Raw genomic sequence first — 26438 nt, 5'->3', positions numbered from 1 at the left:
CCGCCATGCCGCCGGCCGCCGTGCCACCCGACCCCCGCACCGCCCGGACCCGGTCCAAACTGCGCCGGGCCCTGCTCGAGGAGTGCATGCTGCACCCGCTGGCCGAGGTCAGCGTCGCCACTCTGGTGCGTCGGGCCGGTGTCGGCCGCGCCACCTTCTACCTCCACTACGCCGACCTGGATGCGCTCGCCGTCGACGCCTGCGCCGATGTTGTCCGCGATGCCGTGGACGCCCTGCACGCCTGGCGCGGCGTCCCCGACCCCGACGCACCGCCGCCCGCGCTGCGGGAGTTCTTCGACCAACTCGCCCCGCACACGGCCCTCTACCGGGAACTCCTCAGCCCGGGCGGCGGCGGCCCACTCGGCCTGGTCCTCCACCAGGACCTGCGCGCCCGCAGCCACAGCGAACGCACACTGGTCGGCGCGCCGGAGCCCGACCTCATCGCCTCGGCCGTGGCCGCGACCTTCGCCGGGGTGCTCGCCGACTGGCTGCACGGCCTCATCCAAGCCACGCCTGCGGAGATCGCCCAGCGGGTCTGGCGCCTGCTCATCGCCCTGCACCGCACCCCGCTGCCCTGACGGGCGTCGTGAGGGCGGCGTTCACGGCTTTGCGGTCATGGGTCTCGGCATCGATGATCACAGTGGCGTAGCGGTGCCGTCGGCGCAGAGCGAAGTCGTCGACGCCGATCACGCGGGGTGTCCGCCCGGCGGGCAGCGGGATCCGCAGTAGCGTGCGCAGCGCCGTGTGACGCGGCAGGCCCACCGCGAGTACCGCCAGCAAACGCGCCCCTGCTCGGCCCGCTAACTCCGCGGCCACGGCATCGACTTGCCCGGTCAGGCGGACGGTTCGCCTCTGGTATCGGTCCAGGACGCCGGGCACCTGCTCGCGGAAGGTGTGGCGGCAGCCGCGTGTGGGACACACCAGGCGCCGCACCCGCACACGAACCACCACCCGGCGTTCATCGACCGGCACGTCGGCCACCGTCCGCCAGTGATAGCCGTGCACCCGCCCGGACGAGGCTCCGCACACCGGGCAGACCGCGGCCTCCGTCGGCGTCCGTGCCCGCACCACGATCCGCTCGCCCTCGTCGGCGGCCTCCTCGACGACCAGCGGGGACAGCCCCGAAAACACCGTCTGCACCAACTCGTTGACATTCTTCACGGGAATGTCAACGACCCTCACGACTCTCCGTCACCACCGAATGTGCGACAGGGCCGCTCGTGTTTGACAGACCCCTGGTGAACGGGGTCTGGGGGCGAAGCCCCCAGGAACTTGTTGTTCCCGCAACTCAGCGGAGCTGCTTAGGGCCTGTCTCGAAGTCGAGTGTGAGTTGTGACAAGATCGCGGCATGCTGCGACTCACCGATTTCATTATCGACTGCCCGGACACGATGAAGCTGGCGGCTTTCTACTCCGAGGTGACGGGCCGTCCGGTCAAGGAAGGCAGCTCCGAGGACTGGGCTGGCATCCAGTTCGGCGAGATCGAGCTGGCATTCATCCGGGTGGACGACTACCGCGCTCCGCAGTGGCCCGACAGCGAGCACCCCAAGCAGTTCCACCTCGACTTCGAAGTGGACGAGATCGAGTCCGAGCAGCGCCGCGTCCTCGACCTCGGCGCGACGCTAAGGCAGGATTTCATCGGCCCCAACGGCTACGGCTGGCAGGTTTACACCGACCCGATCGGCCACCCCTTCTGCCTGTGCCGCAACAAGGGCGTCATCTGGACCGACCAGGGCCCGATCTGGCCCAAGCGCGACTAATTAGATTCCGGTCATGGAGGACGTTCCGGGGCTCTCCGTGGGTGTTCTCCCGCCGTGGTGACAGTGGCCAGTTGAAATTCCCCATCGGCGGCCGGTAGGTGGGGAGCTAACTGGCCGCCGATGGCTACTGACCGTGAAGTGTCAGCTTCCGTGATGCGGGCTTGAGACTGGCTCTTGGGGGCGGAAGGTGCGGCGGTAGGTGTCGGGCGGGACGCCGACGCTGCGGTGGAAGTGGCGGCGCAGGGTGGTGGCGGTGCCCATGCCGGTGGCCGTGGCGATGGTGTCGACGGTGGCGTTGGTGGTTTCCAGGAGTTCCTGGGCGTGGCGGATGCGCTGGGTGTGGAGCCACTGCAGTGGTGTGGTGCCGGTGAGGCGTTTGAAATGGCGGGCGAGGTGGCGTGAGCTCATGCGGGCCTGGCGGGCGAGGTCCTCCACGGTAAGCGGTTGGTCCAGTCGTTCCAGCACCCAGGGGAAGAGTCCGCCCAGGGGGTGGTTGCCGGGCTTGGGCAGGGGTGTGGAGATGAACTGGGCCTGGCCGCCGTCGCGGTGGGGCGGGATGACCAGACGGCGGGCGATCTTGTTGGCGTTGGCCGAGCCGTGGTCGAGGCGGACCAGGTGCAGGCACAGGTCCATGGCGGCGGCCTTGCCCGCAGAGGTGAGGACGTCGCCGTTGTCGACGTAGAGGACGTCCGGATCCACGGTGGCCGCCGGGTGGCGTCGGGCCAGTTCCTGGGTGTGGGCCCAGTGGGTGGTGGCGCGCCTGCCGTCGAGCAGTCCGGCCGCGCCCAGGACGAAGGCGCCCGTGCACAGCGAGGCCACGCGTGCGCCAGCCTCGTGGGCGGTGCGCACCGCCTGGACCAGGGCGCTGGGCGGTTCACGGTCAGTGTCGGCCCAGCCGGGGACGATCACCGTGTCGGCGTGCGCGAGATGGTCGAGTCCGTGGTCGGGCGCCAGGCGGAAGCGGTCGACGTGTACCGGACCGCTTCCGCAGACGGAGAAGTCGTACCACGGGTCCACGATGTGGGTCAGATCAGCGCCGAAGATCTCGATCGCCACGGACAGTTCGTAGTGGAGCATGCCGTCGGTGACGGCCAGCGCGACAGTGGGCATGTCTGAAACTGTACGCGTCTTGTCGTTTCCGACGCTCGTGCGGGGTGCTGCCACGAGGACAGGATGTGCGTGTCAGGCTGCGGCGGATCGACATCGCGGCGGGTGTTCCAGTGCACGGGGGCAGTCTCATGGGGTCAGGTCAGCAGGTGGCGGTGTTCGGCGCGTACGGTCACACCGGGCGGTTCGTGGTCGCGGAGCTGGCCGCGCGCGGATACGTCCCGGTGTCCTCCGGGCGCAACGCCCAGGCGCTGCGGGAGCTGGCCCAGGAGCACGGCCTTGAGGCCCGGGTGGCGTCGGCCGAGGATGCGGCGTCGCTGGACCGGGCCCTGGCGGGCGCGGTGGCGGTCATCAACTGCGCGGGCCCCTTCGCGTCGACCACCGGTCCCGTGATCGAGGCCGCGCTCCGTGCGAAGATCCCGTACCTGGACGTGGCCGCCGAGCTTGAGGCCAACCTCGACACCTTCGCCCACTACCAGGAGCGAGCCCGGGACGCGGGAGCGGTGATCGTCCCGGCCATGGCCTTCTTCGGCGGCCTCGGCGACCTGCTGGCCACCGCAGCGATGGGCGACTGGTCCGCAGCCGACGAGGCCCACATCGCCTACGCGCTCAGCAGCTGGCACCCCACCGCCGGCACCCGCCTGTCCGGTGCCGTCTCCCGCGAGCGCCGCGGCGACGTCCGCCTGCGCTACAGCGGCGGCCAGTGGGAGCGCCGCACCGACGCCGCGCCCGCCCTTCAGTGGACCTTCCCGGAACCGATGGGAGTCCGGGAGGTGATCGGCGAGTTCACGATGGCGGACGTCGTCACCGTTCCCCAGCACCTGTCCATCCCCGACGTGACCACCTACATGACCGTTGAGGCGGTCCGTGATGTCGCCACCCCCCACACACCGGCCCCGACCGCCGCCGACCGGAGCGGGCGCTCGGACCAGACCTTCCTCGTCGACGCCGTCGTACGCTCCGGCGGAGTCGAACGCCGGGCCACGGCCAGCGGCCAGGACATCTACGCCGTCACCGCGCCTCTCGTCGCCGAGGCGCTCGAACGCGTCCTGACCGGCCGCACCAAGACTGTCGGCGTCGCCTCCGCCGGCGAGATCTTCGACGCACCGGACTTCCTGCACGCACTCGCCCCGTACATCGCACTCGACCTCCACCCGCAAGGTACCTGACCGCGACGCTCCACGACGCAAGACCGTTTCCGGATTCCCGGAAGCGGACTCCCACCACGTCTTCTGAGCGCACGCACGTAAGCACTCCGGGAGAACCTACGCGGTCACAGCACTAGGGAGGTCGGCCCCGAGAGGCTTCAAGGGGGTGCGGGCCAGGCTCGGTCCCGGAGAGGGATCAGTAGCCGTACCGGTCGACGCACCAGTCGGCGAAGCGCGCAAAGGCGGCGCGGGTGCCTTGCCCGGCTATGCCGTCGATTGGGCCGGTGTAGTCCCAGCTCTGCTTCAGCCCACGCTGCAGCGCCTTGATGGTGTTGGGGCCGACGATCCCGTCGATGGCGTCTGTGTATCCCTGGTGATCGCGCAGTGCGCGCTGGAAGGCCTTCCAGCTGTTCGTGCCCAGGTATCCGTCGATGGCTCCGGGGTTGTAGCCACGCTCCTGGAGTCGGCGCTGGACTCCCTTGGCCTGCCTGACGCTCAGCCCGAGGTTCTCAACCGCTTGCGCGGCGCTCTCGGTGGCGGAGGCCGACGTGGTGTCCGTCGGGGCCGCGACGGCGGTGGCGCTGGCGCCGGCGAGGGCGCCGACGGCGATTCCGGCGGCGGCGACGCCGCTGACGAACGTGCGCTTCCATGCGCTGAGTCTCATGCTCTCTCTTCCTGTGTGGGTTGTGCCGTCTGGTCGGCGCTACAGGTCAGGCCCTGCCACCAGCGGACTTGATCAGGTCGGTGCCCTTGCCGTCGTACAGCTTGACCGTCACATACGTCCCTTCAGGGATGCTCAGGTCGATGGTCGTCTTGTCGATCCTCTTCGGGGTGCCCGGAGCCTTGTAGGGGCCCTTGACGACCTTCTTGCCGCCGGAGTAGTACTCCACCGTGGCGTAGAGAGCGTCGCCGTCGTTTCGTGTGTCGTAGACCCAGAGCTTCTCGCCGGCGGGGTGGAACTCGACCTTGCCCAGGATGACTGAGACGTCATCCCGCTTCGTCGCCAGGATCTTGACGCCCCTGCCGCCTACATCCTTCTGGAAGTAGGTCCCGTCGATGAGGTCCCCGTCGGTGCATGGGCAGTTGTCCGTCGACGTCGTGGTGACCCACGCCTTCGGGTTGGGGTCGTACGCCTGGGCGGGAGCGGCGGCAACGGTGGCGAGCAGCCCCGCGGCTGCAACCGTGGCTCCGGTCGTGAGTGCTGCCGTCCTGTTCCGCATGCGCATAGACATGTCCTCCGTGTTCTCGTCTGCCGTGTGGCAGGGCCCCGGTGCCGCGTTCTGGCATCGGGTAGCTCGGTTCTGACAGAGCGACGGTGGCATTGCGGCGACGCCTGCAGCGTTCCGATCCGGATCCTTGGCGCGGATGATCAAACCTGGGGCGCGTCGTTGTCGCTGATTGTCAACGGAGGCACCACGAGAGGCTGACGTAGACATAGCAAGGTCCGCGCCTGAGCTGTCAGTCGGGTGCGCCCGGTGCCGGTGTTCCGGCGCGGCGCCCACCCGTGTCTGCGGTGGGGGGATGGCCGTAGGCGGCTTTGTAGGTGCGGGAGAAGTGGGCGGCGGAGGCGAAGCCGTACCGCGCGGCGACGGCGGCGATGGAGGTGTCGCGGGTGGTGCGCAGGCAGCGGCGGGCGTGGTCCAGGCGCTGGTGGCGGATGTAGGCGGCGATGGTGGTGCCGTGGTCGGCGAAGGCCCGCTGGAGCTGCCGCAGGGAGACGTATACCGCGGCGGCGACGGTGGCTGGAGCCAGCGCGGGGTCCTCCAGGTGGGCGTCAATGTGGGTGGTGGCTGCCTGCCAGAGCCGGTCGTGGTGGCTGTGGTCGGTCAGCTGGCGGCGGGCCAGTCCGCTGATGAGGGCGGCGAGGGTGTTGATCAGGTGGGGGCCGTCGCTGGCGTGATGGCTGGCCGGATCCAGGCGGGTGACGAAGGTTTTGATCAGGGCGCCGAAGCCGGCTGTTGTCTCCAGGGGCGCTCCGGCGAGGTGGCCGAGTCCGGCGGGAGGCAGGTCGAGCAGGTGACCGGGGATTTCGGCGCCGTAGCCGATGACGGGCATGTCGGGCTGGGTGGAGTGGACGGTGTAGGGGCGGGAGGAGTCCAGGAGGTAGATGCCGCCGGGGCTGGTGATGTGGCGCTGTCCATCGGCGTCGACGGCCAGGGGGCTGGATCCGGGCCGTAAGACGGTGAGGTGGATCAGGCCGGGGTCGGATACGCGTATCAGGCGTCTGGGCCGGTCATAGCGGGCGGCGGCCTGGGTGACGGGCCACAGGCTGCCGGAGCCGAGGGCGATGACGCGCATGCGGGAGTGGAAGTTGCCCGCATGCTCGCTCTCGATCTCCATCGGCGCCATGGTCGAGTTGACCACGCTCCGCCAGGCTTCGAAGCGCTCACCGCGCTTCAGGCTCGTAGTGTCAATCCCGGATACGGGCAGCACAGCGGATCCCCCATGCAGTGAATCGGCCCCAATGTCGTCCCGCTCTCCCCGCCCTGGGACAACGGCCACCGACAACGATCACAGTAGGGGAGAGCGTGGGGAGGTGTGTAGGGCAGAGGGCAGCGCCGGACTCCAGCGGCCCCTGTGTCTGCACCCGGGAGGCCGGTGCGGGCTGCCCGGCCTCACGGTGCGGTGAGCGCCAGGAAACGGGACCAGGTGGCGGCCGAGACCGTGAGATGGGGGCTGGGCTGGAGCTTGGAGTCGCGGATGTGGACGGTGTCGGGGGTGGAGGCGATCTCGACGCAGCTGTCACCGGAGCTTCCGCTGTAGCTGGACTTCCGCCAGGAGAGGGCCACTTCGACGCAGCTGTCACCCGAGTCGCCGCTGTAGCTGCTCTTGAACCAGACCAGATCCGTGCTCATAGCGCTCCTCGCAGTCTCTTCAGCAGATCCGCGGAGTCTTCCGGGGTGAGTGCCTGCGAACGCAGTTTCGCATACCGCATCTGGAGCGTGCTGATGGTCTTCCGGTCGGAGATGAACTGTCCGCTCTCCTGCCCCTCGCAGTAGGCGAAGCGCTCGAGCTGCGGGGTCTCCAAGAGCTGCATGGAGCCGTCCATGGCGCAGTGCTCCTCCCTGATCAGGGGGATGAGCTGGATCGCGACGTTCCGCAGCGATCCGACCTCCAGCACATGGTCGATGAGACCCCGGGTGACCTCGACACCGCCCATCCTGCGCAGAAACAGATGCTCCTCCAGTACAAAGCTGAAGGCGCAGTTCGGCCGTTCCGTCAGCAGGCGTTGTCGTTCCTGTCGGGCCGTCAACTGCTCGGTGACCTGCTCATCACTCAGTGGCGGAATGCGGTTCTCGAACAGCTTCCGTGCGTACGCCTCGCTCTGCAGCAGGCCCGGCACCAGTCGGCACTCGTACGTGTCGAGCCACCGGGCCTCCCGCTCCAGCGCCGCCCACCTCAGGAACCATGTCGCCAGCCCCGGGTTGCTCCGCGACACATGCTTCGCCGCCCGCTTGATGACGCCGAACGCGTCCAGCGCCTCATCCGCCAACTCCGGGAACTGGGGCGGCGGAAACCGCCGCCCCAGTTCCACCGAGGCCACCGTGTGCTTCGAGCAGCACACCTTGGGTGCGAACTCCTCGCGTGACAGACCCCGGTGCTCCCGGAAGGCCTTGACTACCTCCCCGAAGCCCTTAAGGCTGTCGGAGGCCTCGTCGTTGGTGCTGCTGTTGCCGTTGTCGTTGTAGTTGGCCATATCCCGGACACCTTTCGCACGGTCACTCCTCTCCGCTGCAACTCGTCCAGGTTTATGGCCGGTACGTCGTACTGTCTACCGATTGTGCATGTACAGATACCCACCGTGTGAGTACGGCGGCTCCGTACGCGTGGCGCTGCGTGACTGCTGTGCGGTCAGCCCTGCAGCTGCTCGTACGCCGGGAGCGTGAGGAAGTCCTCGTAGTCCTCGTCCAGCGCGACCTTCAGCAGCAGGTCGTGGGCCTGCTGCCAGTTGCCGGAGGTGAAGGCGTCCTCGCCGATCTCCTCGCGGATCGCGGCGAGTTCCTCGGCGGCGACCTTGCGGGCGAGGTCGGGGGTGGCGCGTTCGCCGTTCTCGAAGGTGACGCCCGCGTTGATCCACTGCCAGATCTGGGAGCGGGAGATCTCCGCGGTGGCTGCGTCCTCCATCAGGTTGAAGATGGCGACCGCGCCCAGGCCGCGCAGCCATGCCTCGATGTAGCGGATGCCGACCTGGACTGCGTTGCGGAGGCCCTCGTAGGTGGGCTTGGCGTGGAGGGTGTCGATGGCGATCAGGTCGCCGGCGGCGACGGAGACGTCCTCGCGGAGGCGGTCCTTCTGGTTGGGCTTGTCGCCGAGGACCGCGTCGAAGGAGGCCATGGCGATCGGGACGAGGTCGGGGTGGGCGACCCAGGAGCCGTCGAAGCCGTCGTGCGCCTCGCGGTCCTTGTCGGCCTTGACCTTCTCGAAGGCGACCTTGTTGACCTCGGCGTCGCGGCGCGAGGGGATGAAGGCCGCCATGCCGCCGATGGCGTGCGCGCCGCGCTTGTGGCAGGTGCGGACGAGGAGCTCGGTGTAGGCGCGCATGAAGGGCGCGGTCATCGTCACCGCGTTGCGGTCCGGGAGGACGAACTTCTCGCCTCCGTCGCGGAAGTTCTTGACGATGGAGAAGAGGTAGTCCCAGCGGCCGGCGTTGAGGCCGGAGGCGTGGTCGCGGAGCTCGTAGAGGATCTCCTCCATCTCGTACGCGGCCGTGATCGTCTCGATCAGGACGGTGGCGCGGACGGTGCCCTGCGGGATGCCCACGTAGTCCTGCGCGAAGATGAAGACGTCGTTCCAGAGGCGGGCCTCCAGGTGCGACTCGGTCTTCGGGAGATAGAAGTACGGGCCCTTGCCCAGCTCGACAAGACGCTTGGCGTTGTGGAAGAAGTACAGGCCGAAGTCGACCAGTGCGCCGGGGACGGCGCGGCCGTCCAGCTGGAGGTGGCGCTCCTCCAGGTGCCAGCCGCGGGGGCGCATGACGACCGTGGCCAGCTCCTCGGCGGGGCGCAGGGTGTAGGACTTGCCGGTGCGCTCGTCCGTGAAGTCGATGTTCCGCGTATACGCGTCGCTCAGGTTGAGCTGGCCGAGGACGACGTTCTCCCAGGTGGGGGCGGAGGCGTCCTCGAAGTCGGCGAGCCAGACCTTCGCGCCGGAGTTCAGCGCGTTGATGGTCATCTTGCGGTCGGTCGGTCCGGTGATCTCGACGCGGCGGTCGTTCAGCGCGGCCGGGGCCGGGGCGACCTGCCAGGAGGCGTCGGCGCGGATCGCGGCCGTCTCCGGAAGGAAGTCGAGGGTGGAGGTGCGGGCGATCTCGGCGCGGCGTTCGGCGCGGCGGGCGAGGAGCTCGTCACGGCGGGGCGTGAAGTTCCGGTGCAGCTCGGCCACGAAGGCGAGGGCCGCATCGGTGAGGACCTCGTCCTGCCTCGGCAGGGGCTCGGCGTCGACGATGGCCAGCGGGGACGGCGCTGGTGCGGACATGAAAGGTCACTTCCTTCGGGCGGGCTTCACGGGCGGTGCCGGGCGGCCGTCGGGATGAGCGGGCGACGCCGCGGTGCGGCGGACGTGCTCACGGCACTGAGTGCCAAGTCTCCGAGAGATCGGTCGCAGGCGCCGTCGCGGTGTCGGGCGCTTCTGAACAGTGGATAGTAGTTATCGCATAGTGGAAGTTCAATGGTTTGTTGATGTCGAGATTCTCTGGGTCGACAGACCATGGCTCTCAGTGCCACGCCGTGCACGCAAGGTGTGCGGTGTGTGCGGGGTGCGAGGCGTGCGGAGTGTGCGGGGTTACGCAAGGTGCGCGAGGTCGTCCGGGGTGTCGATGTCGTACGCCTGGGCCACATCCCCGCACTCGACCAGCGTGACCTCCGAAGCGTGCGCCGCCAGATAGGCGCGCGCACCGCGGTCGCCCGTCGCGCTCGCCGCAATGCCCTCCCAGTGGTCCGCGCCGAACAGCACGGGGTGCCCGCGCTCGCCGCCGTACGAAGCCGCCGCCAGGGTGGCGGGGGAGCGGTACGCGGCACGGACCCGGGCCACGGCCGGTACGCCGATGCCCGGCTGGTCCACCAGGGACACCAGCGCGGCGTCCGCCCCCGTCCCCGCCAGCGACGCAAGACCCGCGCGCAGCGACGAGCCCATGCCCTCCTCCCACTCCGGGTTGTCCACCACCGTGCAGCCGGTCAGCTCGGCCGTCGCCCGCACCCGCTCGGCCGCCGCGCCCAGCACCACATGCACCGGGCCGCAGCCCGCCTCCCGCAACACCGCCGCCGCATGCTCGACCAGCGGACGCCCCCGGTGCGTCAGCAGCGCCTTCGGGCGGCCGCCGAGCCGCCGTCCGCCGCCCGCCGCGAGCAGCAGGCCGGCGACGGCCGGTGTGCGGTGCATGCGGTCCTCCGCCAGTCCTGACGTGTCTCTCATGGACCATCCATATCGCACGTGAGGATGGGGGTGATGCGCCCTGCGTGGGTGACACGGCCTTGGATAAAGTGCAGCCTCCGACAGAGAAGTTCACCATGGGGGACGAGAGCCGAATGAGCGCGAGTGCACAGCAGGGCACGGTCTTCAAGCCGCTGGGGGAGGACGATCCGCAGCATGTCGCGGGGTACCGGCTCGCCGCTCGGCTCGGGGCCGGCGGCATGGGCAAGGTGTACCTCTCGTACACGCTCGGCGGACGGCCCGTCGCCATCAAGGTCATCCGGCCCGACTTCGGCCAGGACGCCGAGTTCCGCCGCCGGTTCGCCCAGGAGGTGCAGGCCGCCCAGCGCGTCCAGGGCCTCTACACCGCGCCCGTCATCGACGCCGACCCCGACGCCGAGCAGCCGTGGCTCGCCACCGCGTACGTCCCCGGCCCCTCCCTCGCCGACGCCGTCAACCAGCACGGCAAACTCCCCGTCGAGACCGTGTTGTTGCTCGTCGCCGGGATCGCCGAGGCGCTCCATGTCATCCATGGCGCGGGCATCGTCCACCGCGACCTCAAGCCCGCCAATGTGCTGCTCGCCGCCGACGGTCCGCGCGTCATCGACTTCGGCATCGCCCGTGCTGCCGACGCCACCTCGCTCACCGGCAGCGGCGTCACCATCGGCACGCCGTCGTTCATGGCCCCGGAACAGGCCGCAGGCAGCCATGTCACCCCGGCGACCGACATATTCGCGCTGGGGCAGGTCGCCGCGTACGCCTCCACCGGCAGCCCCGCGTTCGGCGAGGGCACCTCGCACGGCGTGCTGTACCGGATCGTGCACGAGGAGCCCGATCTGACCGAGGTGCCGGAGCGGCTGCGGGAGCTGGTGACGCGCTGCCTGGCGAAGGAGCCGGAGAACCGGCCGTCGGTCGCCGAGCTGCTGACCATCTGCCAGGAGGCCACCGCGGAGACGGTGCTCAGGCGGCCCGAGGAGTGGCTGCCGAGCGCGGTCGCCGCGGAGATCGGCACCCGCAAGGCCGCGCCCGCGCCGGCGTCCCCCACTCCGCCGCCGGCCGCACCGGCTGCGACGGCGCCGGCGGCGACCGCACCGGGGACCGTCCCCGCACCGCCGACCGCCCCGCCCGCCGCCGCGCCGACCGCGGCGGCCGCTCCGGCTCCGAACCCCGCTCCGGTTCCGAGCCCGGCGGCCGCTCCGACGCCCTCGCCTCCGCCCGCGCCGAATCCGACGCCCGCGCCCCCGCCCACCGAGGCGGCCGCCCCCGCGACCCCGCCGCCCGGCTTCGGCCCGCCGCCCCAGGCCGCGTACGGCTATCCGCAGCAGCCGCAGCCGTACCAGACCGCGCCCACGCCCACGCCGATGCCGGCGCCTGCACCTCCGGCCGCACCCAAGAAGAAGAAAACGGGCCGCAACGTCACCCTCGCGGTGCTGGCCGTCCTCGTCATCGCCGGATTCGCCGGAGGCGGCGCCTATCTCGCCCTCTCCGACGGCGACAAGGACGACAAGACCTCCGCCCAGAGCCAGGACGAGCCGTCCGGCGGGCAGTCCTCCTCCCAGCGGCAACAGACGCCCGCACCCGGCCCGACCGGGGACGGCGAGGACGGCACGGACGGCGAGGACGGCGACGGGTCCCAGGCCGACGGTCAGGACGCCTCCTCCGACCCGCCCGCCGAACCCGTGGACGATCCGGAACCCGCGACGTACAACGGCCTCAACGTCGTCGACGACTACCACCTCACCTTCGACGACCACCCGATCAAGCCGGTCGGCGACAACTCCAACGCCGATGTCGTCTACGACTGGAGCGTGGGCTGGATCGAGGTCGAGAATGCCCGGCTGATCCTGCTGCGCAACGGCCAGACCGGAGACCTCGACACCTGCCGGAACGAGACGCGCTACGCGACCAAGCTCAGGCTCAGCGGACTGTCCAAGGGGTCAAGGTTCTGCGTCCTGACCAACTCGGGGCACGTCGGAGTGGTCACGTACCAGGGGAAGTCCCCAGACTCCGACCCCAGCCGCTACATCACCCTCGATGTGACCGTGTGGCGCAACGCGCTCAACCCGGTGGAGCCGACGTCCTGAATTCCGTCCGCGGAGTGGCGCGCACTGCGCCCATGGCGTTAACTGGCCCGCGACCCTTGGTGACCGACCATCACCCGAGGGTCGCGGGCCGGTGTGTGTACCGGGCACGACGACGTGCGAGGGGGAGGGCTGTTGTTGCGGAGCGTGGGGCAGACGCGGTTGACAGGGAGCGGCGAGGACCCGAGGGCGACGGAGCTGCGCGCTGCCGTCTCCCGGCTCCGCCGTGAACTGGCCGGCCACCCGGTCGACTTCCCCGACCGGGACATCGCGGAGGACGAACTGGCCGTGCTGGCCGCGATGGTGTCCAGCGGGGAACCGGAGGTTCCGCGGATGCGGCGCTCACTGCTCCTGATCGCCGGTGCGGTGGGTTCGGTGAGCGCGCTGGGGTCCGCGCTGATGCAGGTGCGCCAGGCGGTCGACCTGTTCGGCGAGACGCCGCCGCGGGGCCGCGGCTGAGCTGCCGCGGCGGCACCGGGCGGCTGACGGCCGCCGCCGGGCCGGTGGGCCTGAGGCCGGGGCCGGGGTAGCCGGATTCGTCCGGCGCGTGTCCGGGGCCGGGGTAGCCGGAGCCGGCCGCCGCACACCGGCTGGGCAGCCGGAGCCATCCAGCGCGGGGTCCGGCCCGGGCCGGCGCGTGGTCGGCCGGCCCGACGACGAGCGGGCCCGGATCGACGCGTGGTCAGTCGGCCCGGGCCGGCGCGCGGTCGCCTCGGGGCTCGCGCAGGCGCGCTCGGCGACGTCCCCGGATGCCGTCAGCCGTGTGCCGACGCCTCCTCCGGGAGCGGCTCGGGGCGTTGCACGGGTGTGCCGCCCGCAGTGCCCAGCCGGGGCAGTCGCCGGTCGAGCCAGCGCGGCAGCCACCAGTTCGCGCGGCCCAGCAGCGCCATCGCCGCGGGTACGGCCACCATCCGCACCACCGTCGCGTCGAGCACGATGGCCGTCGCCAGCCCGAGGCCCATCATCTTCACCAGCGGTGAGGGATGAACGACAAAGCTGAGGAACACCACCGTCATGATCAGCGCAGCCGAGGTGATCACCCGGCCCGTGCCCGCGATGCCGCGCGCCACCGACTCGGCGTTGTCCCCGGTGGCCTCGTACTCCTCGCGGATGCGTGAGAGCAGGAACACCTCGTAGTCCATGGACAGGCCGAAGAGCACGGCGAAGAAGATGGCCGGCAGCGGGGACGCGATCGGCAGCGTTTCCTCCAGGGCGAACAGGCCCTGGAGCCAACCCCACTGGAAGACGGCGACCACCACCCCGTACGCCCCGCCGATGGAGAGCAGATTCATCACGACGGCCTTCAGCGGCACTGCGACGGAGCGGAAGACCAAGGTCAGCAGCAGAAACGACATGGCCAGGATCGCCGCGATGAAGACCGGCAGCGTGTCGGTGAGCTGCGTCGTCAGATCGACGGTCATGGCGGTCAGACCCGACACCGCGACATTGGCGGGCGCCAGACCGCGAACGCGCTCAAGGGTGCGGGACGTCTCCTCGTCCGCGGCGGCCGTGGCCGGCACCGCAGGCAGCACTACCGTGTCCCCGGCGGGCGACTCCTGCGCCTCCTTCACTTCGACGATGCCGGGGTCGGCGGCGATCCGCTCGGACAGCGCGGGAATGCCCGAGGCGTCCACGCCGGGGCTGCGCAGATCGGCGACGATCAGGAGCGGGGAATTCGCGCCGGGGCCGAAGCCCTCCGCCAGCAGATCGTGGGCGCGGCGGTGCGTCGTGCTCACCGAGTCGTCTCCGGCGTCCGGAAACCCCGTCTGCATCTTCAGCGCCGGGGCGGCCAGCGCCAGCAGCGCCACAGCGGCGACGACCAGATACGGCCACGGCCGGCCCGCGACGCGGTGGGCGAACCGCCACCATGCCGTGGCCTCGGGCTTGCCGGCCCGGCGGCGGCCCGTCAGCCGCCCGGCGTCGACGCGGTCGCCGAGCAGCGCCAGCAGCGCCGGCAGCAGGGTGAGCGAGGCGGCCACGGCGAACAGGACGACCAGCGAGGTGCTCAGGCCGATCGAGGTCAGAAAGCCCAGACCGGTCAAGGCCAGGGCGGCCATCGCCACCACGACCGTGCCTCCGGCGAACACGACGGACGGGCCGGACGACGCCATGGCCTGCGACAGCGCGACGGAGTTGTCCCGGCCCGCGGCTCGGTTCTCCCGGTAGCGGGCCACGATGATCAGGGCGTAGTCGATGCCGACGCCGAGCCCGATCATCGCGCCGATCGTCGGCGCCGCGCTCGAGACGTCCATCGCCCCGGCCAGCAGCAGGATGCCGCCCAGCCCGGCGGCCACCGCCACCAGCGCCAGCACGACCGGGACCAGCGCGGCCACGACCGTGCCGAAGGCGACCGCAAGCACGGCCAGCGCGGCCAGCAGGCCGGCGGCCTCCGCGCCGGAGGTCTCCGTCTCGGCGTTGATGAAGGCCGCGTCCCCGCCGAGCTCCGCCGTCACCCCCTCCGCCCGTGCCGGTTCCAGCGCGGCCGTGAGGGCGTCGAGCGGCTCAGGACCGAGCTCCGCCGACGGCGTGTCGAAGGCGATCTCGGCGTATCCGATGCGGCCGTCGGCCGACACCGCGCCCGCGGCGAACGGATCGGCCACCGCCGTGACGTGCTCCACACCGGCGATCTCGGCCACCGCGGCGTCGACTGCGGACCGGCTGTCCTCGAGCCGTCCGCCCTCCGGGACGGCGAACACCGCCTTGGCGCTGCCGCCCGCGGCCTCGGGGAAGCGTTCCTCGAGCAGCCGCATCGCCTTCTCGCTCTGGCTGCCGGGGGCGACGAGATCGTCGCTGAACGCGCCGCCGACGGTCCCCGCGAGGCCCAGGACGAGGGCCGCGGCCGTCAGCCACGCTCCGATGACGGCCCAGGGTCTGCGGGCGCTGGCCTCGCCGATGCGGCGGATGAAGCGATGCACGTCGGTGCTCCTTCGAGGGTGCGGACGAGAAAACGGATCGAACGGCCGAGGAAACGGCCGAGGAAACGGCCGAGACAACAGCCGCGGAAACGGCCGCGGAAACGGCTGCGGAAACGGCCGAGAAAAGCGGTTCGAACGGCGGACGCCTACCTGGCTGCCGCCGCCCGCATCACTCTCCTCGCCAAGGCCCCGCAGGTCGCCCGCCCGCGGACGCACCCGTTCACCCCTCTCGCGGCGGACGGCGCATCCCGGTCCGAGCCGCCGTCTCCCCCCGCGCGACGGAGACCCGCATCCGCCTCCGGGCTGATGACCGCCCCGCGGGGCTTGACCTATCGTGTGCGGACTGCTTCGGCGGCCCGCCCGGGGGCCACGGGACGTCCTGCGCGGAGCGACGGTGAGAAGCGGAGCGACGGTGAGAAGGTGAGCACAACGGCGCTGGACAGCACGGCGTTGGACAGCACGGCGTGGCCGTCCCCGACGCCGCGGGGGAACGCCCCGAGGAGATACAGGGGGCCCTTCGCCCGCTGGCCCCGTGCCGCGGACGGTGTCCTCGTCGTCGCGGTCTTCCTCCCCACGCTGCTCGTGACGGAAGGCCCGGGAGACTCCCTGGTCATCCGGTCCTTCGGCGACCTCCCCCTGATCGCTCCGCTGGTCTTCGCCGCGGCCGCCGCCGCGCTGTACCGGCGCCGGAGCGCCCCGCTGGTCGCTCTCGGTGTGAACCTGGCGGGCTGGGTCGCACTGCTCGGAAGCGGTCACGCGGACCTCGGCTGGGGGACCATCATCGCCCTGTACAGCACCGGCAGGTACGCCGACGACGACCGGTGGGCGCACACCGGCGTGGCCGCGGCCCTCGTCGTGGTCGGCGTCGACGGTCTCTTCGAACCGGCGCCGTGGGCGGAGCAGGCCGTCGCGGGCGTCGTGGTCCTCTTCGGCGCGTGGTACGTGGGGCGACGGATGCGGCTGCGCGGGGAACGCGCCGCCCGGCTGCTCCAGGAACAGGCCGCCGAAGCCCGCCGGATCGTCGCCGAGGAGCGGACCCGCATCGCACGCGAACTGCACGACGTGGTCGCCCACCGGGTGAGCATGATGACGGTGCAGGCGGGCGCCGCCAAGACCGTGGCGGCACAGGACCCCGAGAGCGCGCTCAAGGCGATGGCGGCGGTCGAGGAGGTGGGGCGGCAGGCGCTGGACGAGCTGCGCCATCTGCTCGGCGTCCTGCGACCGGAGACCGGCCTGGACGCTCTCGGCCCCCAGCCGGGGCTCGCGGACCTCGACCGGCTGGTCGAGCAGATCCGCACGGCGGGCGTGGACGTCTCGCTGGCGGACGGCGCCCGGGAGGCGCAGACCGCGCTCTCGGGCCTTCCCGCGCGCGTGGACCTGTTCGCCTACCGCATCGTCCAGGAGGCGCTGACCAACGTGCTCAAGCACGCGGGCCCCGGCGCCCGCGCGGAGGTGCGGCTCGGCGTCGACCGCAAGGCGATCGTGATCGAGGTGCTGGACGACGGGCGCGGCACGGCCGTCACACAGGGCGCAGGCCCCGTCCAGGGAGACGGCCCGGGCCACGGGCTGGTCGGGATGCGGGAGCGGGCACTGCTGCTGGGCGGCTCCCTGGACGCCCGCCGACGCCCCGGCGGGGGCTTCCGGATCGTCGCCCGACTTCCGTCCGGAGGTGAGCCGGCGTGACCATCAGCGTCGCCGTCGTCGACGACCAGGCACTGGTCCGCGGAGGCTTTGCGATGATCCTCCGGGTCCATCAGGACATCGAGGTGGTCGCCGAGGCCGGAACCGGCCTCGAAGCGGTCGAGGCGGCACGACGGCACCGGCCCGATGTGATCCTCATGGACATCCGGATGCCCGAGATGGACGGGCTGGAAGCCACCTCCCGCATCCTCGCCGAAGCGGACTGGGACGTCCGGGTGCTGATCCTGACCACGTTCGACCCGGACGAGTACGTCTACCGGGCGCTGCGCGCGGGAGCCAGCGCCTTTGTGCTCAAGGACATCCCTCCCGAGCAACTCGCCGACGCGGTCCGCACCGTGGCGGACGGCGGAGCCCTGTTGGCGCCGTCCATCACCCGGCGTCTCATCGGCAGGTTCAGCGAGCGCCCCGCCGTCAACGCGGCCGTCGCCGCCCGGCTGGAGAGGCTCACCGAACGGGAGCGCGAGGTGGCGGCCGCCGTCGCGCGCGGGGCCAGCAACTCGGAGATCGCCGCAGACCTCCGCATCGGCGCGGCGACCGTCAAGTCGCATGTGTCGAGCATCCTGGTGAAGCTGGGGCTGCGCGACCGCACCCAGGTGGTGATCTTCGCCTACGAGAGCGGCCTCGTCGAGGCGGGCGTCCACGACATCGGCCACTGATGCCGGCTGCCGACGTCGGCCGCAGACAGCGGACTGCGCGGCAGCAGCACTCAGCACGTGCGGCACCCCGCGTCCAGCGTGTGCGACGACGGGCGCTCAGCCCGTGCGGCTCCCGGTGTCCAGGCGTGCGGCTCCCGGCGTCCAGCGCCTGCGGCTCCCGGCACTCGGCGCGTGCGGCTCCGGCGTCCAGCGCCTGCGGCTCCCGGCACTCGGCGCGTGCGGCTCCGGCGTCCAGCCCGCGTGGCTCCCGGCGCTCAGCGTGTGCGGCGACCGGCATTCAGCAGCGTGCGGCTCCCGGCACTCAGGGCGTGCGGCGACCGGCGTCCAGCCCGTGCGGCACCTGGCGTCCAGCGCCTGCGGCTCCCGGCACTCAGGGCGTGCGGCGACCGGCGTCCAGCCCGTGCGGCACCTGGCGTCCAGCGCCTGCGGCTCCCGGCGCCCAGCGTGTGCGGCGACCTGCGCTCAGCCCGTGCGGCAGCCGGCACTCAGCGGCGGATCAGGCGGCGGGCCGTCGCCGCCGCCACCGCCGCCGTACGCGAGTCGACGCCCAGCTTGGCGTAGATATGCACCAGATGGGACTTGACCGTGGCCTGGCTCAGGAAGAGCCGCTTGCTGATCTGCAGATTCGACAACCCGTCGCCGACCAGCTGAAGCACCTCCAGCTCCCGCTTCGTCAGCGCCGCCGCCGGGGCGCGCATCCGGTGCATCAGGCGGTGCGCGACCGCGGGCGCGAGGGCCGAGCCGCCGGACGAGGCCGTGCGGACCGCCGCGGCCAGCTCCTCGGGAGGGGCGTCCTTCAGCAGATACCCCGCCGCACCCGCCTCCACCGCGGCCAGGATGTCGGCGTCGGAGTCGTACGTGGTCAGTACCAGGACCCGCGGGCCGTCCGGCAGGGCGCTGATCTGCGCCGTCGCCTCCGAGCCGTGCAGCCCCGCCCCGAACTGAAGGTCCATCAGCACCACGTCGACGCCGCCCCCGGCAGACCGCAGGACGGCCTCCTCGGCGGTCGCGGCCTCCGCGACCACCGCGAAGTCCGGCTCGGTGTCCAGGACGGCCCGCAGCCCCGCCCGTACGACGGGGTGGTCGTCGGCGAGCAGCAGCCGGATCGGCGGGGCGCTCATACGGCCGCCCGCGCGGGCAGCGGCAGGGTGAGCGCGACCGCCGTGCCCTCGCCCGGGGCCGACTCCACGCTCAGGGTCCCGCCGAGCGTGCGCGCCCGCGACCGCATGCCCGGCAGGCCGAATCCCTCGCCCCCGGCGACGGCCGGCGGATCGAATCCGCGCCCGTCGTCGACCACGTCCAGCGAGACGGAGGCGTCCATGAAACTGAGGGTGATCTCGGCGCGTCCGGCCTGTGCGTGCCGGACCGCGTTGGCCAGCGCCGACTGGGCCGTGCGGAGCAGGGCTGCCTCGTAGGCGGTCGGCAGCTCCACCGGTGTGCCGCTCACCGAGAACCGCACGGCGGGCGGCCCCGGCGACTTGGCGCACAGCCGCTCCAGCGCGCCCGTGAGCGAGCCGTTCGCCAGGTCCGGCGGGGTCAGGGCGCGGACGAAGCGGCGGGCCTCGGCCAGATTGTCCTGCGCGGCCCGCCGCGCCTGCCGGACGTGTACGACGGCGGCCGGGCCGTCCCCGGGCAGCGCCCGCTCGGCGGCGCGCAACAGCAGCTGAATGGACGACAGCCCCTGCGCGAGGGTGTCATGGATCTCCCGGGCCAGCCGCTCCCGCTCCGCGAGCGTCCCCGCCGCCCGCTCCGCGTCGGCCAGCTCGGCGCGCGTCGAGACCAGCTCCTCGATCAGTTGGCGGCGGTGCTCGCTCTCCCGGTAAAGCGCCTGGTAGCCCAGGACGGTCGCGACGGCCACCGCTGCCCCGAGCAGCGGTCCGAGGAACGCCCCCGGCGTCACCTCCTGCGCATGGAGCACAAAGCTCCCGATCGCCGCGGCGGCGGTGACCGCCACCGCGGGCAGCCCCCAGCGGACCGGCAGCAGATGCAGCTGGAGGAAGTACAGCGGGAAGGCCGCCCACAGCGCGTCGGGGGAGAGCGCCAGCAGGACCAGCCACACCGTGCCGAGTGCCGCGAGCCAGAGTCCGGCCGCCCGCGCCGAGCGGTCCACGGCGGGGGAGCGGACGCCGTACCCGTACACGCCCGCCATCGCCGCCGCGGTCGCCGATGCCGTGACCGCGTGGGGCGTCGCCGCCGAGCGGACCGCCGTGAGCGCCAGCAAGCCCAGCAGCAGGGCGTGCAGACACCAGCGGAGCGCGCGCAGTACGGGAGTGAGGGGACGGGAATCCATGGCCCGTCCAGCGTAGGCGGACCGCCCGGGCGTCGGGTCAACCGAAAGGTTGATACCAGCGTGCACGCAGGCTCGATGCCGGGCGGCCCGTGGTGCGCGCACGCTGATCGGCATGTTCGTCGCATGGAGAGATCTGCGGTTCGCCAAGGGGCGGTTCGCGCTGATGGGCACGGTCGTCGTGCTGATGACCCTGCTGGTGGGGCTGGTGTCCGGGCTGACCGAAGGGCTCGCCCGGGAGAACGTCTCCGCCGTGGCCGGCCTGCCCGCCGACCGGCTCGCCTTCGCCGCCCCGCCGGACGGCCGGGCGGTGTCCTTCGCCGATTCGAAGGTGTCCCGCGAACAGTGGGAGGCCTGGGAGCGGCAGCCGGGCGTGACCGGTGCGCAGCCGCTGGCCATCCGCACGCTGCGGGCCGCGGCCGGGGACCGTACGGCGTCGGTGACGGCGTTCGCCGCCGAACCGGACTCCGGGCTCGCGCCGCGGGGCGTGGGCCCCGGCCGCGTCGTCCTCTCCGCGAAGGCCGCCGAGGAACTGGGCGTCGGAGCGGGGGACGCCGTACGCCTGGGGGAGCGGGAGGCCGCGGTCGCGGCGGTGGCGGGCGAGGCCTCGTACAGCCACACCCCGGTGGTGTGGACCGCGCTCGACGGCGACGCCGCCACGGTGATCGCTCTGCGGACCGGCAGCGGAGCGGACCTGGCCGCGGGGGACGAGGCCGCCGGCACCACCGCCCTCTCCGTGGACGACGCGCTGACCGCCATCGGCTCGTACCGGGCCGAGAACGGCTCGCTGCAGCTGATGCGGGGCTTCCTCTTCGTGATCTCGGCGCTGGTGACCGGCGCGTTCTTCACGGTGTGGACGATCCAGCGCAGCGGCGACGTCGCCGTGCTCAAGGCGCTCGGCGCATCCACGCCCTATCTGCTGCGTGACGCGCTCGGGCAGGCCGTCGCCCTGCTCGCGGGCGGGACCCTCGCGGGCGCCGCTCTCGCCGCGGGGGCCGGGGTCCTGATCAGCGGCACGGACGTGCCCTTCGTGCTCGACGCGGCGACGGTGCTGCTGCCCGCGGGGGTGCTGATCGCCCTCGGCGCCTGCGGGGCCGCGCTCGCCATCCGGCGGATCACCGCCGTCGACCCCCTCACCGCCCTCGGGAGCGCCCGATGACCCTGCTGATCGACGAGGTGACCCTCACCTACCCCGACGGCGACGGGCGGCTGACCGCCCTCGACGCGGTCGGTCTGCACGTCCCCGCCGGATCGCTGACCGCCGTCGTCGGCCCCTCAGGCTCCGGCAAGTCCAGTCTGCTGGCCGTCGCCGGGACGCTTGTGCGCCCCGACCGCGGCCGGGTCGTCGTCGACGGCGTCGACGCCGGCGGCCTGGACCGCACGGCTCGCGCCGCGCTGCGGCGCGAGCGCATCGGCATCGTCTTCCAGCAGCCGAACCTGCTGCCGTCGCTTACGGCGGCGGAGCAGCTGGAGGTCATGGCCCATCTGACCGGCCGCATGTCCCCCTCGGTACGGCGTCGCGCCCAGGACCTCCTCGACGCCGTCGGCCTCGCGGCCCTGGCCCGGCGCCGCCCGCGTGAACTGTCCGGCGGCCAGCGGCAGCGCGTGAACATCGCACGGGCCCTGATGAACGACCCCGCGGTCCTGCTCGTCGACGAACCCACCAGCGCGCTGGACCGGGAGCGGGGCGCGGAGGTGATCGACCTGCTGCTGGCGCTGACGCGGGAGCGGTCGGTCGCGACCGTGGTCGTCACACATGACGCGGGGCACGCGGGGAGGGCGGACCGGGTGGGGAGGATGCGGGACGGGCGGCTGACGGCGGGGACGGCCTGACGGCCTCGTCCCCAAACGCCGGACGGGCTCACATCCTCCCGCCAATGCGGTGACCCCCGCCCCGTCCTCCCCCCACCGCCCCGCCCCCCGTGGCAGTCTCCGTGCGTCGCCCGATCCTCCCGCCCCCGAGGAGCTGCCCGATGCGTCGTCCCCCTCGTCGTTCCGCCGTCCTCCTGCTGGGGGCGCTGCTCGCCGCCCTGCCGGCCGCCACGTCGTTCGCGGACGGCGAAGGGCCTGTGCACCACGGCGGGCCCAGCCGGCAGCAGGGCGTGGTCACCAGTGCGGACGCGGCCGTGCCCTTCGCCTGGGTGACGCTCTATCAGGCGGGTGACCGGCGGGGCGGCGAGGCCAGGCCGCTGGGGCGGGCGCGGGCGGACGGGGAGGGGCGGTTCACCGTCGAGTACGAGCGGCCGAAGGCGCCCGGCACGGTGCTGTACCTGATCGCCGACGCGGGGCGGCAGGACGGCGGCAAGCAGGGCGGGGGGAAGGAGGCGCGCGGGCACGGGCCGGTCCGCCTGGCCGCCGTGCTGCTGCCCGAGGCGCAGCCGACCCCGGTCACCGTCAACGAGCGCACGACCGTCGCCGCGGCGTACGCGATGGCCCGCTTCACGCACGGCCCGCATATCGCCGGCGGCCATCCGGGGCTGCAGAACGCGGCCGGCACCTCCCACAACCTCGCCGACGTCAAGACCGGCAAGGTCTCCGCCGTGCTCGACGCGCCGCCGAACGGCGCGGAGACCTCCACCCTCCGGGCCTTCAACTCGCTGGCCAACATCCTGGCGGGCTGTGTCGCGGGCGAGACCTGCGAGGAGCTGTTCCAGCTGGCCACGCCCGCGGGCGGGGACGCGCCTCGGGACACCTTCCAGGCGGCGGTCGACATCGCGCACGCCCCCGGCCGGAACGCCACGGCGCTGTACGGGCTGTCGGAGCTCGCCGGAAGTTCGTACGAGCCGCACCTCACCTCGCCGCCGGACGCCTGGACGCTCGCCCTGCGCTATGTCGGCAACGGCCATGAGCTCGACGGGCCGGGCAATGTCGCCTTTGACGCCGACGGCAACGCCTGGATCATCAACAACTACCACTACAACCGCGATCCGCTGATCACCGTCTGCGGCGGCGAGCAGCTGACCAAGCTGACGCCCACGGGCGGGGACGCCCCGGGCGCGCCGTTCCGGGGCGGCGGTCTGTACGGGGCCGGATACGGCGTCACCCTTGACCCGAAGGGGCACGTGTGGGTGGGGAACTTCGGCTTCCAGGGCCGTGGCTGCACCTATGACCAGGACTTCCTGTCGCGCAGCGTGTCGCAGTTCCGGGAAGACGGGACTGCGCTGTCGCCCACGGTCGGCTGGCGGCAGGGGGACATCTCCCGGCCGATGGGCACCGTCTCGGACCGCAAGGGGAACATCTGGGTCGCGAACTGCGGCAACAACACGGTGACGCGTATCCCGGACGGGCGGCCCAAGCGGGCGCGGAACATCACGCCGCCCGAGGGCACGCTCGTCAAGCCGTTCTCCATCGCCATCGACACCCGGGGCCGGGCCTGGGTGTCCAGCAACAGGACCGACAGCGTGCTGATGCTCTCCCCGGACGGGCAGCCGCGGCGCTCGGTCAGCGGCGGCGGCATCAGCGCTCCCATGGGTCTCGCCTCGGACAGCCTGGGGAACGTCTGGGTGGCCAACTCGGCGCTGGCCGACCCGCCCTGCTCAGGCACTCCGTCGCCGCTGCCGCCGACCGACGGCGTCGACCCGGTCGAGGGGGCCGCCGACGCCTCCGTCACCCTGATCCGCCCCGACGGCTCGACGAGCCGCCCGTTCGAAGACGGCGGCCTGTTCCTGCCCTGGGGCATCGCGGTCGACGGGAACGACACCGTCTGGGTCGCCAACTTCGGCGGACAGCGGGTGGCCCAGCTGTGCGGGGCCCGGCCCGAGGGCTGCCCGCCCGGACTCCGCACGGGACAGCCGATCTCCCCGGCCGACACCGGCTACACCAGCGACGGCCTGTCGCGGAACACCGGGCTGCAGATCGACCCGTCGGGCAATGTCTGGGTCGTCAACAACTGGGAGACCGTGCCGCTGCAGACCAATCCCGGAGGACACGAGGTGGTGGTCTTCGTGGGGATCGCCGAACCGGTGCGCACCCCGTTGATCGGGACCCCGCGCTCGGTCTCCTGAGACGCCGGGGGCGTGCGGATCAGCCCTGGCCCCCCGTGCTCGCCAGTGCCGCGGACAGGTCCAGGGCGACCTCCTGCAGCACCGGGACGATCTTCTCCGTCGCCGCCTCCGTCACCCGGCCCGCCGGACCCGAGATGGAGATCGCCGCGGCCGTCGGAGACTCGGGCACGGAGACGGCGAGGCAGCGGACGCCGATCTCCTGCTCGTTGTCGTCGACCGCGTAACCCACCTGCCGGACCTGCTCCAGGGCGGCCAGGAAGCCCTCGGGCGTGGTGATGGTCTTCTCGGTGGCGGCGGGCATGCCCGTACGGGCCAGGAGCGCGCGGACCTCGTCGGGCGGGGTGTGGGCGAGGAGTGCCTTGCCGACGCCGGTGGAGTGGGGCAGCACACGCCGGCCCACCTCGGTGAACATGCGCATGGAGTGCTTCGACGGCACCTGCGCCACATAGACGATCTCGTCGCCGTCGAGCAGTGCCATGTTGGCCGTCTCGCCGGTCTCCTCGACGAGGCGGGCGAGATAGGGCCGCGCCCAGGTGCCCAGCAGGCGGGCGGCGGACTCGCCGAGGCGGATCAGACGGGGGCCGAGGGCGTAGCGCCGGTTGGGCTGCTGGCGGACGTAGCCGCACGCGACGAGCGTGCGCATGAGACGGTGGATGGTGGGCAGCGGCAGCCCGCTCGCCGCGGACAGCTCGCTCAGCCCGACCTCGCCGCCCGCGTCGGCCATTCTCTCGAGCAGGTCGAAGGCGCGTTCCAGGGACTGCACGCCACCGCTGTTGGCGGTCTTGGCGGCGTCGGTGGTGCTGGCGCTGGACGTCGGCACGGGCGGTCCTTTCGGGCAGGCAGGGCGAGGCAGCAGCGTACCGGCCGGTCTCGCGCCCGCTCCTTGGCGGAAGCAACCTTCTGCTTGGTGGAATTCTACTTTCGCTTTGTGGAAGCGCACAAGGGTTGTTCCGGTGCGGCCGGTGACCCTTGACTCCGCGGCCCCGTGGATGAAGACTCCTTCAACAGTTCGTTGAAATTCGGGAGGAGTACGGGTGGACGTCAATCTGGTGCTGCGCTCGACACGCGTCATCACCCCGGAAGGCATGCGGCCGGCCTCGGTCGCCGTAGCCGGCGAGACGATCGCCGCGGTCCTCCCGTACGACGCGGAGCCGCCCGCCGGAGCGACCGCCGAGGACCTCGGGGACCACGTCCTGCTGCCCGGTCTCGTCGACACCCACGTCCATGTGAACGACCCCGGCCGCACCGCGTGGGAAGGCTTCTTCACCGCCACCCGCGCAGCGGCCGCGGGCGGCGTCACCACCCTGCTGGACATGCCGCTGAACTCCCTCCCGCCGACCACGACCGTCGGCCATCTCCGCACCAAGCAGGAGGTCGCCCGACCCAAGGCGCATGTCGACACCGGCTTCTGGGGCGGGGCCGTCGGCTCCAACCTCAAGGATCTGCGGCCGCTGCACGACGCAGGCGTCTTCGGCTTCAAGTGCTTCCTGTCACCCTCCGGAGTCGAGGAGTTCCCCGAACTCGACCAGGAGCAGCTCGCCCGCGCCATGGCCGAGATCGCCGGCTTCGGCGGACTGCTCATCGTGCACGCCGAGGACCCGCACCACCTCGCCTCCGCCCCCCAGAGGACCGGCCCCCAGTACGCCCACTTCCTCGCCTCGCGCCCGCGCGAAGCCGAGAACACCGCCGTCGAGAGCCTCATCGGCCACGCCCGGCGGCTCGGCGCCCGCGTCCATGTGCTGCATCTGTCCTCCTCCGACGCCCTGCCGATGATCGCCGCCGCCCGGCGCGAAGGCGTCAGGATCTCGGTCGAGACCTGCCCGCACTTCCTCACCCTCACCGCCGAAGAGGTCCCCGACGGGGCGACGGAGTTCAAGTGCTGTCCGCCCATCCGCGAGCGGGAGAACCAGGACGCCCTGTGGCAGGGCCTGGCCGACGGCGTGATCGACTGCATCGTCTCCGACCACTCCCCGTGCACCACCGACCTCAAGACCCCCGACTTCGCCTCCGCCTGGGGCGGCATCTCCTCCCTCCAGCTGGGCCTGCCGGCGATCTGGACCGCGGCCCGCGAACGCGGCCACAGCCTCGAGGACGTCGCCCGATGGATGGCTGCCGCCCCCGCCGAACTCGCGGGACTGGACCGGAAGGGCGCCATCGAAGCGGGCCGGGACGCCGACTTCGCGGTCCTCGCCCCCGACGAGACCTTCACCGTCGACCCGGCCGGACTCCACCACCGCAACCAGGTCACGGCCTACGCGGGCAAGACCCTGTACGGCGTCGTCACCGCGACGTGGCTGCGCGGCCGACGCATCGTGGAGAACGGCACCCTGGCCGCGCCGAGCGGCCGGCTGCTCGAAAGGAACAACTGAAAC

Annotated in this window: 23 protein-coding genes and 1 pseudogene; 11 read left to right on the top strand and 13 right to left on the bottom strand. The window is 72.0% G+C overall.

Going from position 1 to position 26438, the window contains the following annotated elements; translation table 11 throughout:
* Nucleotides 1–5 precede the first annotated feature (5 nt).
* Complete coding sequence (locus QCN29_RS10460; protein WP_279927634.1) at nt 6–578, top strand: TetR/AcrR family transcriptional regulator; 573 nt, start codon at nt 6–8, stop codon at nt 576–578.
* Nucleotides 579–609: 31 nt separating this feature from the next.
* On the opposite strand, the pseudogene QCN29_RS10455 reads toward QCN29_RS10460, so the two are convergent.
* Nucleotides 610–1161, bottom strand: a pseudogene (locus QCN29_RS10455) (transposase family protein); the annotation flags it as partial.
* Nucleotides 1162–1348: 187 nt separating this feature from the next.
* On the opposite strand from QCN29_RS10455, the gene QCN29_RS10450 reads away from it, so the two are divergent.
* The gene (locus tag QCN29_RS10450; RefSeq protein ID WP_279927530.1) at nt 1349–1759 is read left to right on the top strand and encodes a VOC family protein; all 411 of its coding nucleotides are present in this window, start codon (nt 1349–1351) and stop codon (nt 1757–1759) included.
* Nucleotides 1760–1900: 141 nt separating this feature from the next.
* On the opposite strand, the gene QCN29_RS10445 is transcribed toward QCN29_RS10450, so the two are convergent.
* A complete protein-coding gene (locus QCN29_RS10445; protein ID WP_279927529.1) occupies nt 1901–2869 on the bottom strand; it encodes a helix-turn-helix domain-containing protein in 969 nt (322 codons plus the stop codon).
* 128 nt (nt 2870–2997) lie between these two features.
* Here QCN29_RS10445 and QCN29_RS10440 point away from each other — a divergent pair, with 128 nt between their 5' ends.
* The gene (locus QCN29_RS10440) at nt 2998–4035 is read left to right on the top strand and encodes a saccharopine dehydrogenase family protein (protein ID WP_279927528.1); all 1038 of its coding nucleotides are present in this window, start codon (nt 2998–3000) and stop codon (nt 4033–4035) included.
* 175 nt (nt 4036–4210) lie between these two features.
* Here the strand turns inward: QCN29_RS10440 and QCN29_RS10435 are convergent, their stop codons facing one another.
* From QCN29_RS10435 to QCN29_RS10405, 7 genes are all read right to left on the bottom strand, one after another.
* A complete protein-coding gene (locus tag QCN29_RS10435; RefSeq protein ID WP_279927527.1) occupies nt 4211–4678 on the bottom strand; it encodes a peptidoglycan-binding domain-containing protein in 468 nt (155 codons plus the stop codon).
* A gap of 46 nt (nt 4679–4724) precedes the next feature.
* The gene (locus tag QCN29_RS10430) at nt 4725–5240 is read right to left on the bottom strand and encodes a hypothetical protein (RefSeq protein ID WP_279927526.1); all 516 of its coding nucleotides are present in this window, start codon (nt 5238–5240) and stop codon (nt 4725–4727) included.
* A gap of 232 nt (nt 5241–5472) precedes the next feature.
* The gene (locus QCN29_RS10425) at nt 5473–6378 is read right to left on the bottom strand and encodes an AraC family transcriptional regulator (RefSeq protein ID WP_279927524.1); all 906 of its coding nucleotides are present in this window, start codon (nt 6376–6378) and stop codon (nt 5473–5475) included.
* Between the two features lie 251 nt (nt 6379–6629).
* Nucleotides 6630–6869 carry a DUF397 domain-containing protein gene (locus tag QCN29_RS10420; RefSeq protein ID WP_279927523.1) on the bottom strand — a complete coding sequence of 80 codons (240 nt, stop codon included), beginning with the start codon at nt 6867–6869 and terminating at the stop codon, nt 6630–6632.
* Nucleotides 6866–7711: a helix-turn-helix domain-containing protein gene (locus QCN29_RS10415; RefSeq protein WP_279927522.1), complete on the bottom strand. Its 846-nt coding sequence runs from the start codon at nt 7709–7711 to the stop codon at nt 6866–6868. The genes QCN29_RS10420 and QCN29_RS10415 overlap by 4 nt, the downstream gene beginning before the upstream one ends.
* Nucleotides 7712–7866: 155 nt before the next feature.
* Nucleotides 7867–9489, bottom strand: a complete 1623-nt coding sequence (aceB, locus tag QCN29_RS10410; protein ID WP_279927520.1) for a malate synthase A — start codon at nt 9487–9489, stop codon at nt 7867–7869.
* Between the two features lie 306 nt (nt 9490–9795).
* On the bottom strand, nt 9796–10425 hold the full coding sequence (locus QCN29_RS10405; RefSeq protein WP_279927518.1) for a nucleotidyltransferase family protein: 630 nt from the start codon (nt 10423–10425) through the stop codon (nt 9796–9798).
* A 113-nt stretch (nt 10426–10538) separates the two neighbouring features.
* Between QCN29_RS10405 and QCN29_RS10400 the strand changes: the two genes are divergently transcribed.
* Nucleotides 10539–12506 (top strand): serine/threonine-protein kinase, encoded by a 1968-nt coding sequence (locus QCN29_RS10400; RefSeq protein WP_279927516.1) that lies wholly within the window; start codon nt 10539–10541, stop codon nt 12504–12506.
* Between the two features lie 144 nt (nt 12507–12650).
* Nucleotides 12651–12962, top strand: coding sequence for a DUF5955 family protein (locus QCN29_RS10395; RefSeq protein ID WP_279927632.1), 312 nt, complete (start codon nt 12651–12653; stop codon nt 12960–12962).
* A 296-nt stretch (nt 12963–13258) separates the two neighbouring features.
* On the opposite strand, the gene QCN29_RS10390 is transcribed toward QCN29_RS10395, so the two are convergent.
* Entirely contained in the window at nt 13259–15418 is a 2160-nt protein-coding gene (locus QCN29_RS10390) for an MMPL family transporter (protein ID WP_279927514.1), read from the bottom strand.
* A gap of 420 nt (nt 15419–15838) precedes the next feature.
* Here QCN29_RS10390 and QCN29_RS10385 point away from each other — a divergent pair, with 420 nt between their 5' ends.
* Together QCN29_RS10385 and QCN29_RS10380 are read left to right on the top strand one after the other, a co-directional pair.
* A complete protein-coding gene (locus QCN29_RS10385) occupies nt 15839–17101 on the top strand; it encodes a sensor histidine kinase (RefSeq protein WP_279927512.1) in 1263 nt (420 codons plus the stop codon).
* Complete coding sequence (locus tag QCN29_RS10380; protein WP_240140222.1) at nt 17098–17775, top strand: response regulator transcription factor; 678 nt, start codon at nt 17098–17100, stop codon at nt 17773–17775. Before QCN29_RS10385 ends, QCN29_RS10380 begins: the two co-directional genes overlap by 4 nt.
* Before the next feature lie 485 nt (nt 17776–18260).
* On the opposite strand, the gene QCN29_RS10375 is transcribed toward QCN29_RS10380, so the two are convergent.
* Both QCN29_RS10375 and QCN29_RS10370 read right to left on the bottom strand, forming a co-directional pair.
* Nucleotides 18261–18896 (bottom strand): response regulator transcription factor, encoded by a 636-nt coding sequence (locus tag QCN29_RS10375; protein WP_240135072.1) that lies wholly within the window; start codon nt 18894–18896, stop codon nt 18261–18263.
* Complete coding sequence (locus tag QCN29_RS10370) at nt 18893–20065, bottom strand: sensor histidine kinase (protein WP_279927511.1); 1173 nt, start codon at nt 20063–20065, stop codon at nt 18893–18895. Before QCN29_RS10370 ends, QCN29_RS10375 begins: the two co-directional genes overlap by 4 nt.
* A 112-nt stretch (nt 20066–20177) precedes the next feature.
* Here QCN29_RS10370 and QCN29_RS10365 point away from each other — a divergent pair, with 112 nt between their 5' ends.
* From QCN29_RS10365 to QCN29_RS10355, 3 genes are all read left to right on the top strand, one after another.
* Nucleotides 20178–21221, top strand: coding sequence for an FtsX-like permease family protein (locus tag QCN29_RS10365; RefSeq protein ID WP_279927509.1), 1044 nt, complete (start codon nt 20178–20180; stop codon nt 21219–21221).
* On the top strand, nt 21218–21895 hold the full coding sequence (locus QCN29_RS10360) for an ABC transporter ATP-binding protein (protein WP_279927507.1): 678 nt from the start codon (nt 21218–21220) through the stop codon (nt 21893–21895). Before QCN29_RS10365 ends, QCN29_RS10360 begins: the two co-directional genes overlap by 4 nt.
* A gap of 140 nt (nt 21896–22035) precedes the next feature.
* A complete protein-coding gene (locus tag QCN29_RS10355; protein WP_279927506.1) occupies nt 22036–24066 on the top strand; it encodes an NHL repeat-containing protein in 2031 nt (676 codons plus the stop codon).
* Between the two features lie 19 nt (nt 24067–24085).
* Here QCN29_RS10355 and QCN29_RS10350 read toward each other — a convergent pair whose 3' ends face one another.
* A complete protein-coding gene (locus tag QCN29_RS10350; protein ID WP_279927505.1) occupies nt 24086–24886 on the bottom strand; it encodes an IclR family transcriptional regulator in 801 nt (266 codons plus the stop codon).
* 214 nt (nt 24887–25100) lie between these two features.
* Between QCN29_RS10350 and allB the strand changes: the two genes are divergently transcribed.
* Nucleotides 25101–26435 carry an allantoinase AllB gene (gene allB / locus QCN29_RS10345; RefSeq protein WP_279927504.1) on the top strand — a complete coding sequence of 445 codons (1335 nt, stop codon included), beginning with the start codon at nt 25101–25103 and terminating at the stop codon, nt 26433–26435.
* Nucleotides 26436–26438: the final 3 nt, after the last annotated feature.

Origin of the sequence: Streptomyces chengmaiensis (assembly GCF_029846775.1) — a bacterium.
GTDB classification, from domain to species: Bacteria; Actinomycetota; Actinomycetes; order Streptomycetales; family Streptomycetaceae; genus Streptomyces; species Streptomyces chengmaiensis.
This window is presented reverse-complemented; position numbering and strand designations above follow the sequence as displayed.

Bases quoted from the DNA above. Each gene is read 5' to 3' on its own strand.
- QCN29_RS10420 (WP_279927523.1), bottom strand. From the start codon at position 6,869: ATGAGCACGGATCTGGTCTGGTTCAAGAGCAGCTACAGCGGCGACTCG.
- QCN29_RS10365 (WP_279927509.1), top strand. From the start codon at position 20,178: ATGTTCGTCGCATGGAGAGATCTGCGGTTCGCCAAGGGGCGGTTCGCG.
- QCN29_RS10355 (WP_279927506.1), top strand. From the start codon at position 22,036: ATGCGTCGTCCCCCTCGTCGTTCCGCCGTCCTCCTGCTGGGGGCGCTG.
- aceB (WP_279927520.1), bottom strand. From the start codon at position 9,489: ATGTCCGCACCAGCGCCGTCCCCGCTGGCCATCGTCGACGCCGAGCCC.
- QCN29_RS10435 (WP_279927527.1), bottom strand. From the start codon at position 4,678: ATGAGACTCAGCGCATGGAAGCGCACGTTCGTCAGCGGCGTCGCCGCC.
- QCN29_RS10360 (WP_279927507.1), top strand. From the start codon at position 21,218: ATGACCCTGCTGATCGACGAGGTGACCCTCACCTACCCCGACGGCGAC.
- QCN29_RS10445 (WP_279927529.1), bottom strand. From the start codon at position 2,869: ATGCCCACTGTCGCGCTGGCCGTCACCGACGGCATGCTCCACTACGAA.
- QCN29_RS10415 (WP_279927522.1), bottom strand. From the start codon at position 7,711: ATGGCCAACTACAACGACAACGGCAACAGCAGCACCAACGACGAGGCC.
- QCN29_RS10440 (WP_279927528.1), top strand. From the start codon at position 2,998: ATGGGGTCAGGTCAGCAGGTGGCGGTGTTCGGCGCGTACGGTCACACC.
- QCN29_RS10375 (WP_240135072.1), bottom strand. From the start codon at position 18,896: ATGAGCGCCCCGCCGATCCGGCTGCTGCTCGCCGACGACCACCCCGTC.
- QCN29_RS10370 (WP_279927511.1), bottom strand. From the start codon at position 20,065: ATGGATTCCCGTCCCCTCACTCCCGTACTGCGCGCGCTCCGCTGGTGT.
- QCN29_RS10450 (WP_279927530.1), top strand. From the start codon at position 1,349: ATGCTGCGACTCACCGATTTCATTATCGACTGCCCGGACACGATGAAG.
- QCN29_RS10430 (WP_279927526.1), bottom strand. From the start codon at position 5,240: ATGCGCATGCGGAACAGGACGGCAGCACTCACGACCGGAGCCACGGTT.
- QCN29_RS10400 (WP_279927516.1), top strand. From the start codon at position 10,539: ATGAGCGCGAGTGCACAGCAGGGCACGGTCTTCAAGCCGCTGGGGGAG.
- QCN29_RS10405 (WP_279927518.1), bottom strand. From the start codon at position 10,425: ATGAGAGACACGTCAGGACTGGCGGAGGACCGCATGCACCGCACACCG.
- QCN29_RS10460 (WP_279927634.1), top strand. From the start codon at position 6: ATGCCGCCGGCCGCCGTGCCACCCGACCCCCGCACCGCCCGGACCCGG.